The following is a 10,460-nucleotide window of genomic DNA, read 5'->3' as shown; positions in this document are numbered from 1 at the left end:
TCTTTAGGCATGAAAAAACTCCCCTTACAGTAGCAGGTTTTATTATTTCACCTGTCTACCGTATGGGGAGCATATCACGGTCGTTTAAACCGTTTAGACAGCTTCTTGTTATTGGCCTATAGCTCTACGACTCAGACTAGGGAAGCATCATTCTGATCCCTCTGATATGTACTCCCACAAACCAAGCTTTCCTTTGGCCGGGATGAAAGCGCTCAGTATTTGCCGATCCTTGATTTCCCAGGCGTAATAGCCGGTATCATAGTCGCCGAACAGGTAATCGACACCCGAAACGACCTGTCCTTCATCTAGTATCGCAGACGTTCCGCTGTTCTCGATCACCTGATAGCAGTTTGTAAGCTGGCAGGTTGCCATGATAACCCCGTTTGGAAGCATTTCCGCCGAGTATCCGTGTTTGGCGAGCTTTGCGATGACCAGCTCATGCCTGCAGACCTGCTTATCCGTTTTTTGGCTGGCATGGATGGCAAGCGGACCGCGATATTTTGTTTTCCAAGATCGGGTTTCGTATTTGGTCTCGCCAAGCACCAGTAGAGAAGCCCAGGGCTGAATCATCGATAGTACCTTCATTCATCCGCCTCCTAAATGAATAAAAGCTTCTCCCTTTAAGCGTTGTTTTATTCCAGCATAAGGATCTCGCGAATATCCTGCTCGGACAAGGAAGACAAAGTTTCCTGTCCCGGCTGGATCATTTCGTCGATGAGGCTTTTCTTCTTCTGCTGAAGCTCGTACATTTTATCCTCGACCGTTCCATGCGTCACGAGACGGATCACCTGTACAACATTTTTTTGTCCGATGCGATGCGCGCGGTCGGCGGCCTGCTGCTCGACGGCAGGGTTCCACCAGAGGTCGTACAGAATGACGGTGTCAGCTCCCGTCAGGTTGAGACCGGTGCCTCCAGCCTTCAAGGATAGTAGGAACAGGTCGCGCTCGCCGTTGTTGAAACGGCTGCACAGCTCAACGCGCTCGGCGGCGGGAGTCTGGCCATCGAGATAGAAATACGGCACACCCAGATAGCCAAGCTCGCGCCCGATCAGGGCGAGCATCTCGGTGAATTGCGAGAATATAAGCAATCGCTTGCCCGCGCTTTGACATTCCTCAATAATTTCCAGCAACTGCTCGAACTTGGCGGAGCTGCCTTTGTAGTCTTCGACGAACAAGGACGGATGGCAGCAAAGCTGACGCAGTCTGGTGATGCCTGCCAAAATTTTAATTTTATTTTGATGGAAGCTCTGCTCGTTCAAATGCTTGACCGTTTCCTGCTGCAGCTTGGCCAGCAAGCTCACATACAGCTTCTTCTGATCCGGCAGCAGCTCGGACGCCTGAAGCGTTTCGATTTTCTCCGGCAGCTCCTGCAGGACGTCGCGCTTGAGACGGCGCAGAAGAAAGGGACGTGTGCGGCGAGCGATTGTCTCACGGGTAAGCTCATTAAACGTTTTGCGGCTGGGAAACAGCTCGGGAAAGACAGCGCCGAAGATCGACCACAGTTCCTCGAGTGAGTTTTCTATCGGCGTTCCGGTTAGCGCGAAGCGGTAATGGGCCTGTATTGCTTTTACGGCTTGGGCCGTCTGGGTCGTATGGTTTTTGAAATATTGCGCTTCATCAAGTATGAGCGTATGGAAGTCTTTCTTCGCATATTGAACAATATCTCGTCGAAGCAGCGGGTATGACGTAATGATAATGTCCGCTTTTGCCGAATCTCTTATCACCGTATTGCGCTCCGCTTTGGTACCATCGGCGATGACGGCGAGAAGCTCTGGGGCAAACTTTTTCAGCTCGTTCAACCAGTTGTAAACGAGGGAAGCGGGCGAGACGATCAGCACAGGCTTCTGCTGCTGGCGTATTTCAGACAGCATGGAGACGATAAAAGAAATGGCCTGCACCGTTTTGCCAAGTCCCATATCATCGGCAAGAATGCCGCCAAAATGGTAGTGCGCGAGCGTCTTCATCCATTGGAAGCCATACTTCTGGTAATCACGAAGCACGGGAGCCAGATGCTCCGGAACAGGGAAGTCCAGATTGTCCGGGTTCCGCATATTTTCCAGCAGCTGACGAAATGATTTGCCAAGCTTAACGGCCTTCCTGTTCTCATTCGAATCAATGAGGTGCATGGCGCGAACGGCCGGCACACGAAAATTTGTGCCCTGCAGCTCGCTCTGACGTATGCCTACATCGTTTAAGAAACGAATGATCTCTTGAAATTCCGCGGTTTCAAGCGGCAGCAGCGCGCCATCCGGCAGCCGGTGGTATTTGCGCTTGAACTCAAGTGATTGCAGCAGGTTCCGAACGTCCGATTCTGGAATGCCGTCCATATTAAATTTGAATTCGAGCCAGTCGGTTCTTTCGTTTATATCGACCTTGATAGAAGGAGGCGCATGCTTGGTCACGATCCGCACCTTCACGGCCGACGTGGCGTATACCGCCAGCAGCTTCTCCAGCTGTGGAACGATATGCTGCAGAAATTCGTACTCCATATCCTCATTCTCCATGTAGTAGCCTTCCTCGGTTTTGGCGAAGGGGGTCGAATCCATGAGCTCAAGAATGCGCCGCTCTTTCTCTCCGTCCCGCATAAGAATGCGATCGGTGCCGCGTTTCTTACCTCTCACATCGAGCGGATTGATGACGATATCGCCATATTGGAATTCAAGCCCAGCGAGAAGCCGGTCTCTGACCCGATCCAGATACAGCTTGGCTTTGAGCTGGGTTTGCAGAATGCGGTCTGCGATCGTCTCGGCGATTTGGACGCTGCCGAGCTTCATCAAGCCGGGTACGACCTTTTCCATGAAAGGCTCCATTTGCTCGGGAGCAATATGGATTTTTGGCTGTTGTGAAGTGGAGAGCAGCTGCTTCAGCTCTGCAAGGCGCTTGCACGCGTCTGAATTTAGCTTGATCAGCCTTCCTTCGGATACAGCCAGCTCGTACTCTTCCATAATCGTTATCTGATCGAGCCCTTCGATAACAAGCTGATAACCGTCGCTTCGGGCTTCATCGAATGAAAAATGGAGCGGAACCGCCTCATCGGACAACTGAAGGCCGTCAAATGTACGGCCGCCTTGGACTAGCTTCACGGAAGGCGCAGCAATGATCAGAGGCAGCAGTGCCTCCCATGTGAAGGGAGGGACGAGCAGCAGCCGGTCGCCGCCCGCAGGCGCCTCTTTTAAGAAGGAGCGCGTGGAGGAGTCCCGGTACATCGTTTCATAGCGAAACACTTGAATGAGCTGCTTCATGATCGCATCGTTAGCGAGCGAGAAGCTGTACAGGGCCGGATCATAGGTGAAATGCTTGGAGAACATGTATGGCTCGCGCCTGTCGACTTTATCGAGAAAATCTCTTACTTTCTGAACGATGTACAGCCGTCCTGGGCCGACCTTCAGCTCAATGCCGATCATATGCTTACGAAAGCCGTAAGGGTGAAGCTTGCATGTGATTTCTAGTTCGAGCGGAGTTCTGGTGTCAAAAAACTGACCGCTGCCGCTGGAGCGAAGCGGCTTGCCGCCGAACAATCCGAGCAAGTCACTGGCAAGCCGTGTATCTGAACTGAATAGTGCCGCATTCCGCGCATACTGCGGGCGAAGATGCCCCTCAGCTTCGTAGTCTTCCTCTTCGTCTAAGGGCTGATTCTCCGGATGCAGCAGGGAAGGATATTTGCGTGCCGGCTTATTGCTGGCTTCCTCCAAAGCATGAATTTGCAATAGCGCGGCCGCGATATGCTTGCAGTAATGGTCATAGGTGCTGAAAGCCAGGCAGCTGCAGTGGGCATCCACATCACCGCTGCGATCCATAACGATAGACACGTCATATCTCATTTCTCCATGAACGACCGCATCATAGCTTGTCTCTTCGGCATGGGTGATCGATACTTTTCCAGCCTTATAGTAGTCTTCGCCTCTCTCATAGAAGGCGTCGCCGCATAGCAATTTAATGATTCGTATGGATAAAGGTGCACGCATGGCGTTAGTCCCCCCGGTAGACGGAAACGGGTGTTCCGATAAATTCATTAGTTCTTATCATATCAGATGTCACAGGGACAGAGCCAACAAAAGAATAGGCTAGTCGTTATTCGTGCTTCAACACGGGAACCCGAGGGAGTTTGGCTGGAGTTGGCCCGATTTATGGATGGCTAGTTAATCAAGCGAGTGGAATGCGGTCAGAGGAGCAATATAGCGAAAAAGTGCGAGAAAACTTATCTTTCTAAGGGAATGCGATGCGCTGCAATGAAACTGATTTTGCGTGGATAGAAGTCAACGTTATAATTAGGACAAGCAAATGAAGCAGTTAACTTAAAGGAGCTGATTGTTATGGAATATCGCCGACTCGGCGGCAGCGGCTTAAAGGTATCGGCGTTGGGGCTAGGTACGAACTCCTTCGGGAAACGTGCTGACTTCGAAGCCTCCAAGCAAATCATTCATCATGCGCTGGATAAAGGAATCAATTTTATCGATACCGCTAACATCTATGCGGGAACGCAGTCTGAGACGATTATCGGACAAGTATTAGAAGGTAACCGCCACAACGTCGTGCTCGCAACCAAGGCGGGTCTGCCAAAAGGACAGGGAGTTAACGAACGGGGCTCATCGCGTTACCATTTGCAGACGGAGCTCGAGAACAGTCTGAAGCGGTTGAAAACCGACTACGTGGATCTGTATCAAATTCATACCTTCGATCCGGAGACGCCGCTAGAGGAAACACTCCGCACGCTTGAGGATATGGTGCGTTCGGGGAAGGTTCGTTATATCGGCGCCTCCAACTACCATGCATGGGAGTTGATGAAGGCGATTGGAATCAGCGACCGGCTCGGGCTGAATCGATACGTATCGACCCAAGTCAGCTATTCTCTAGCCGACCGGACGCCGGAGAACGAGCTTGTCCCGATGTGTCTTGACCAGGGTGTCGGCATCATACCTTATTTCCCGCTGGCAGGGGGGATCTTATCAGGCAAGTACAGCTCAACCGGGCATGCGCCGGAAGGTTCGCGCGCGCAGACGGATCCGAATTTCAAACGATTTCTGGACAGCAAGACGATCGCGCTAAGCGATAAAGTCGGAGAGCTGGCGAATCAAATCGGCTGCACTGCCAGCGTGCTATCGCTGTCCTGGCTTATGCAGCAGGCGGTCGTATCGACGGTGATTGTAGGCGCGACACGCGTGGAGCAGCTGGAGGAAAATGTGAAGAGCATCTTATTGGAGTTGAGTGCTGATATCCGCTCAGAGCTTGCGGCCATTAGCGAGTCCTTCCGTTATGGAGAGCCATTCGCGATTTATCGCTTGTCTTAAGAACGCTCGAAGGCAACTATCTAATCCCCTTGTGTGTCGCATTACGATAACAACAAGAATTGGAACGATTGTAAACATCAATCGAAGCCTCCGCCCAAAGACGGTTCAAATCCATTCTTACCCCTCACCCTCCATGATCTGTATAATATATTGTATTTCATATTTGTACGCAGCAGCATAATACGCGTTGCGTAATACAATATTAGTGCAAGAAGCTGAAGGGAGGTTTAGCATGACGGCAGATTCACTGAAGGATAAAGAGGGACTTAGGGAAATCGGCAGAATCGTAGCATTAACATTAAACGAGATGAAGCGCCAAACACGTGTTGGAATGACGACGAAGGAGCTGGATGAGCTCGGTGGACAAATATTGCAAAATCACGGCGCAGTCTCGGCACCGAAGAAACGATACAATTTTCCAGGTCATACTTGTATTAGCGTAAATGATGAGGTGGCCCATGGCATACCGGGCAGCCGGAAGCTGCATCCAGGCGATCTTATCAACATTGATGTATGCGCGGAGAAGGATGGATATATAGCGGACACAGGACACTCCTTTCAATTGCCGCCCTATAACGAAGCCTTGCTTCGCTTATGCAATTACACGCATGATACGATGATGAAAGTCATTTCATCCTTGAAGGCCGGCGTCAAGGTTAATGAAATCGGCCGAATTATTCAAGCGGAGGCGAGGCAAGGCGGCTATAAGGTTATTGAAAGCTTGTGCAGTCATGGTGTTGGTAGAGCGGTGCACGAATGGCCGCAAATACAACACATTAACAACAAGCGCGATAATCGCATCTTGAAGGAAGGACTTGTCATTACGATTGAGCCGTTCCTATCAACCGGAGCTAATTATGTTGTCCAGCAAATGGATGGCTGGACGCTCCGCACGCCTGACAGAAGCTTCGCGGCGCAGCATGAGCATACGATTATCATTACGAAGGATAAGCCGATTATTTTGACGGTTGCCTGATGGTGCTGGAGTGCATTCAGCGCAATGGGAATGTGCCGATCGCTTCATACATGGGTGACGCATGCATGTGGGTTCGCATCAACACGAAATGCTCCGCCGTCCAACCGAAGCCCGTCGGAAGTGAAGCTAAGGCTTCCATCGGCATGTCCTTTTTGCCCACATAATTCCGGGCCAGTGTAATATGCGGGCTAAAGGGTCTATCCTCTGGTATGAAACCGAGGGGACGAGTCTGCTCTATGATTTTATTGTGCAGTGAAACTAGTCCTTCCAGTTGGCCGGATACGCCGGACCAAAGCACGCGAGGAGCCTTCGGCTGGCCGAAGGCTCCTCCTTTACTTAGGACCAGTTCAATTTGAGCTGCTTGTACCTCCCGAAGAGCGCCCTGCAGCGTTCCCGTCTTGTCAGCAGATACATCGCCGAGAAACTGCAGCGTGATATGATAATCCGCAGCATGCACCCATTTTCGAAACGGCAGCCGTTCTTTCTCAGTAGATACCCACTGATTCAAGGCCTCGGCAGCGTGGCCCTTCAGCGGCAAAGCAACGAATAAACGCAATGTGTTTTCCTTATTGATGGCTTTTTCCATTCCTTTTACCCCCGTAAATTTGCTGTACACAGGAATCATTCTCTACTACGTAAACCAAATATCGCGGAAACGGACCCAGCCCAGCGATTCCAGCGAAATGCCGCGGACGGATGGGTGGAAGGCGGTCTTCAGATGCTTCCGGTAGAGGAACAGCAGGCTGTGCCTCTCTTTGAGCTGATCTTCAATTTGTCTGAATAGTTCCGCTCTGCGCTCCGGCTCCGGCTCGGCCAGCAGCAGGCCGATGCTTCGCTCGAGCATGTCATTAACGATCGGCAGCGCATGCTGCTGCATGCTCTTGAACAGATCGATCAGCCTAAGCTCGCGATGCTCGTCCAGCATAATCGCAAAGAGGAGGAGATCGGCAGACATGCGGGCGGAGCCCTTAAAGTCTTCCGCGGAAATCAGATGGATTTCAAGCGGAATGCCGGATCTCGCGCATACTTTCTGGATGATCGCTGCATCCGCTTCGTATTGGGGGATCGTCGCCAAGCTGAGCGTCTCTCCATTATAGCCTGATGAGACCAGCTCTTTTTGGATGCCCGCCCAATCCATCACCGCTTCGCTTACGCTCTCACGATTCTGAGAGGTTTCTTGCCAGAAGCTGTTCACGGCTTCGGTGACATCGCCCGATAACAGCTGCAGCAGCTCCGTCCGATTAATTGCTAAATCAATTGCCGATCTAATTGTTGGATTGGCGAGCTGACCATCCTTTCTATCATTGACGGTAATGAATTTGCATGTCATGCCGGACTGTCTGACCTGCTGCCAGCGCTGTGCGGCCGTATCCGACAATCTCGCATTGTGCATGATCTGGAAGGTTTGCTGCTCATCACTGCTCTCGCCTAGAGCTTCATCTGCTAATGTCCAGACCTCAACCCGATCCAGAAAGGCTCTCCCGCGAAAATAAGGCTTAAACGCCTCTAATATCCAAACGCCCTGCTCATGTCCATCCAGTCGAAAGGGGCCAGTGCCGACAGGCCGGCTGCCGAATCGGTCACCCGCGGCTTCACATGCATCCTGTGGCACAATCGATGCCCGGTTCGTTGATAAAAACGAAAGGAAGGCTTCGTTCCGCTTCGCTAATTGAATGCGAATCGTCGTGTCATCCGGCGTTTCCATAGATAGGATATCCGAATATACCCAGCTGTATAAGCCTTGCGGCGCCAGCGCTTTTAATCGCTCCAGCGAATATTTGACATCGGAGGATTCGAGCTCCCGGCCATGATGGAACAGCACCCCTTTGCGCAAATAGAAGGTCCATAATGTACGCGAAGCATCGACCTCCCAGGCATGAGCTAGCTGCGGCAGAATCTGCTCGCCCTTCGGATCGATCTGAACAAGACCGTCGAACAGCTGATTCACGAGATGTGATTCGCCGGTGTAATGGATAGCTGCCGGATCTAGGGTATGGATATGCTGCGGCAGCGGAAATCTCAAAATATCGGTTCGCCGTTTGCCCTGCACAGCCGTATGAAAGCCGAATTGACTGGACAGCCAGTCCTGAAATTGCCCGCGAAGTTTCGCTGACTCCTCTTGCTGCCCCAGCAGCTGAAGCGCGGAACGCAAATCCTGCTTCCGCACCATTTCCTGCGCTTCCTGAAGGGCGATTTCCTCCAAGCCTGCCAGAAAGGTAAGGCTGGAGCGATTGCCCCGACCCCGCTTAGGCGCCCAGGTTAACCAATTTTCCTGCTGCATCCGCTTGAGCAGCAATACCATATTTCGATGTGTGCAATCCAGCAAATTTGCAAGCTCCTGCGTCGTAGCTTCAAATGGATGATCTTCGTGAATAGAAGGGAATGCAGCTCTGATTGCTAGGTAATGCCGCCTGATCTTCATATAAAAATACACCTTTCATAAAATATGAAATTTTCCAATTATAACTTGCACTTTTTGTTCTTGTTTTCTAGGTTACAATAAAAGGAGGTAAATAACAAATAGCATAACCTGTGGCAACTGCTGCTCTCGCGGCAGCGTATTCTGCAGACGGCATGCTAAGGAGTGAATGATATGAGAGATCCGGCACCATGGCAGAAAAGGTATGAAAGAATGCTCGTTCTTGCCCTTTTGTTCGGGGTGATTAGTCAGTATTTGTACATTGGGGCGTCTGCCGGCATTTCCGCTTTACTATTTGTCTTCGGCTTCTACGGACTGTTTTTCTACTCCATTAAGGGGAGGATGGGAGGCTTCGAGAAATGGCAGGGACAGGCGAGCTCAGGCTTGCTGCTCTTTATTCCTATATTTCTGTTAACGCTGACGTATGCTTTATATGCAAACAGCCTCTTTCGGATGTTGAATAGTTTTGCGATATTTGCCTTAGTTGTTGCGCAAACGGTGCTGCTTACGCGCAGCAGCGTGCAGCCTTGGTATAGAGGGGGATTTTATACCGAGCTGCTGTTTCTCAGCTTAGTGAAGCCATTCGCGTTCGTCGCGGTGCCGTTCACCCTGTTTAATGACCGTTGGAAAACGAACAGAAGCGAAAATTCAACCAGGAGCACGCTGGGCAAAATAGCGCTTGGCCTCGCTCTCTCCGCTCCCATTCTGATCATTGTCGTTTCTCTGCTTGCGTCTGCGGACCAAATTTTTCTTTCATGGCTGATTGAAATTCCGGACGCGCTGGGCCGGTTCTCGTTCGGTGAAGGGGTGCTGCGGGTAATCGCTGCCGGCCTCTTCGCGTTGTATGCATTCTGTTACATATGGGGGCTGTTGTTCCGCAAATCGACCGATACAGCCAGCGGCATGCAGCCATCCGTGCAAGACAACAGCGTCATTCAGCGTAAAAGGCTTGAATTTGATCCCATTACGGCAGGCACGCTGCTCATTATGATGAATATCGTGTATGTACTCTTCGCCGTCATTCAATTTTCATACCTATTTGGAGCGGCGAACGGGCTGCTGCCAGAATGGGCGGCTTATGCCGAATACGCGCGCAGAGGCTTTGCGGAATTAATTATGGTTGCCCTTATCAACATCGGTTTGCTTATGTGCGGACTTCATCTGATCCGGCGCACGAGCACATTAGCGGAATGGATTCGCAAGCTTTCGCTTAGCGTGCTGATCGGCTGCACGATCGTGATGCTCGTATCCGCCTATAGTCGGCTTTCTTTATATGAGGATGCATACGGCTTTACGCAGACAAGACTGCTGGTGCACGGCTTTATGATTTACTTGGGCATTCTGCTTGTCGTTGCGATAATCCGTATTTGGAAGGAACGGTTTTCCTTGGCGAAAGTGTACATTTGCGTATCCATCGTCGCTTATGTGTTGATGAACTACGTCAATTTGGATGCGCGTATCGCTGAGACTAACATTGAACGCTTCGAGCGTACCAAAAAGATCGATGTTGCTTATTTAGGCACCTTGTCGGTGGATGCGGCCCCCGCACTGCTGAAGCTTCAGGAGAAGTATCCGAAGCTGGAGGGGCTGAATGAAGCTATCGAGGGATTGCGAGATCAGGCTCGTAAGGACTACAAATGGCAGTCATGGAATCTGTCGAAGGAGCGGGTGCAGTGATGAGCGGGAGGCAGAGCTGTAGTGTGGCTAAAATAGCATTTTTGGATCGGTGCGTACGCTCCTGAGGTTATCCGGTTTGACCAAAGCTGCCAAACACTTT

7 protein-coding genes are annotated in these 10,460 nt (G+C 51.1%); 3 read left to right on the top strand and 4 right to left on the bottom strand.

The features are described 5' to 3' along the window. Positions 1-147: 147 nt before the first annotated feature. Together ACO9K6_RS11125 and ACO9K6_RS11120 are read right to left on the bottom strand one after the other, a co-directional pair. Positions 148-585 (bottom strand): ASCH domain-containing protein, encoded by a 438-nt coding sequence (locus ACO9K6_RS11125; RefSeq protein WP_424767633.1) that lies wholly within the window; start codon positions 583-585, stop codon positions 148-150. A gap of 47 nt (positions 586-632) precedes the next feature. After that, positions 633-3,965, bottom strand: a complete 3,333-nt coding sequence (locus tag ACO9K6_RS11120) for a DEAD/DEAH box helicase (RefSeq protein ID WP_424767632.1) — start codon at positions 3,963-3,965, stop codon at positions 633-635. Positions 3,966-4,313: 348 nt separating this feature from the next. Between ACO9K6_RS11120 and ACO9K6_RS11115 the strand changes: the two genes are divergently transcribed. Then, a complete protein-coding gene (locus ACO9K6_RS11115; RefSeq protein WP_424767631.1) occupies positions 4,314-5,288 on the top strand; it encodes an aldo/keto reductase in 975 nt (324 codons plus the stop codon). 232 nt (positions 5,289-5,520) lie between these two features. Continuing rightward, positions 5,521-6,264, top strand: coding sequence for a type I methionyl aminopeptidase (gene map, locus ACO9K6_RS11110; protein WP_424767630.1), 744 nt, complete (start codon positions 5,521-5,523; stop codon positions 6,262-6,264). A 16-nt stretch (positions 6,265-6,280) separates the two neighbouring features. Here the strand turns inward: map and thpR are convergent, their stop codons facing one another. Then, positions 6,281-6,850, bottom strand: a complete 570-nt coding sequence (gene thpR, locus ACO9K6_RS11105) for an RNA 2',3'-cyclic phosphodiesterase (protein ID WP_424767629.1) — start codon at positions 6,848-6,850, stop codon at positions 6,281-6,283. 45 nt (positions 6,851-6,895) lie between these two features. Further along, positions 6,896-8,686 carry an ABC transporter substrate-binding protein gene (locus ACO9K6_RS11100; protein WP_424767628.1) on the bottom strand — a complete coding sequence of 597 codons (1,791 nt, stop codon included), beginning with the start codon at positions 8,684-8,686 and terminating at the stop codon, positions 6,896-6,898. A gap of 171 nt (positions 8,687-8,857) precedes the next feature. On the opposite strand from ACO9K6_RS11100, the gene ACO9K6_RS11095 reads away from it, so the two are divergent. Further along, a complete protein-coding gene (locus tag ACO9K6_RS11095) occupies positions 8,858-10,360 on the top strand; it encodes a DUF4153 domain-containing protein (protein ID WP_424767627.1) in 1,503 nt (500 codons plus the stop codon). Positions 10,361-10,460 lie beyond the last annotated feature (100 nt).

The sequence above is a fragment of the Paenibacillus praedii genome (genome assembly GCF_049725345.1).
Taxonomy (GTDB): domain Bacteria; phylum Bacillota; class Bacilli; order Paenibacillales; family Paenibacillaceae; genus Pristimantibacillus.
The sequence above is the reverse complement of the archived record's forward strand: the minus strand, read 5'-3'. Positions and strand labels throughout refer to the sequence as shown.

Excerpts from the sequence above, each read along its gene's own strand:
- ACO9K6_RS11095 (WP_424767627.1), top strand. The coding sequence starts at position 8,858 with ATGAGAGATCCGGCACCATGGCAGAAAAGGTATGAAAGAATGCTCGTT.
- map (WP_424767630.1), top strand. The coding sequence starts at position 5,521 with ATGACGGCAGATTCACTGAAGGATAAAGAGGGACTTAGGGAAATCGGC.
- ACO9K6_RS11100 (WP_424767628.1), bottom strand. The coding sequence starts at position 8,686 with ATGAAGATCAGGCGGCATTACCTAGCAATCAGAGCTGCATTCCCTTCT.
- thpR (WP_424767629.1), bottom strand. The coding sequence starts at position 6,850 with ATGGAAAAAGCCATCAATAAGGAAAACACATTGCGTTTATTCGTTGCT.
- ACO9K6_RS11120 (WP_424767632.1), bottom strand. The coding sequence starts at position 3,965 with ATGCGTGCACCTTTATCCATACGAATCATTAAATTGCTATGCGGCGAC.
- ACO9K6_RS11115 (WP_424767631.1), top strand. The coding sequence starts at position 4,314 with ATGGAATATCGCCGACTCGGCGGCAGCGGCTTAAAGGTATCGGCGTTG.
- ACO9K6_RS11125 (WP_424767633.1), bottom strand. The coding sequence starts at position 585 with ATGAAGGTACTATCGATGATTCAGCCCTGGGCTTCTCTACTGGTGCTT.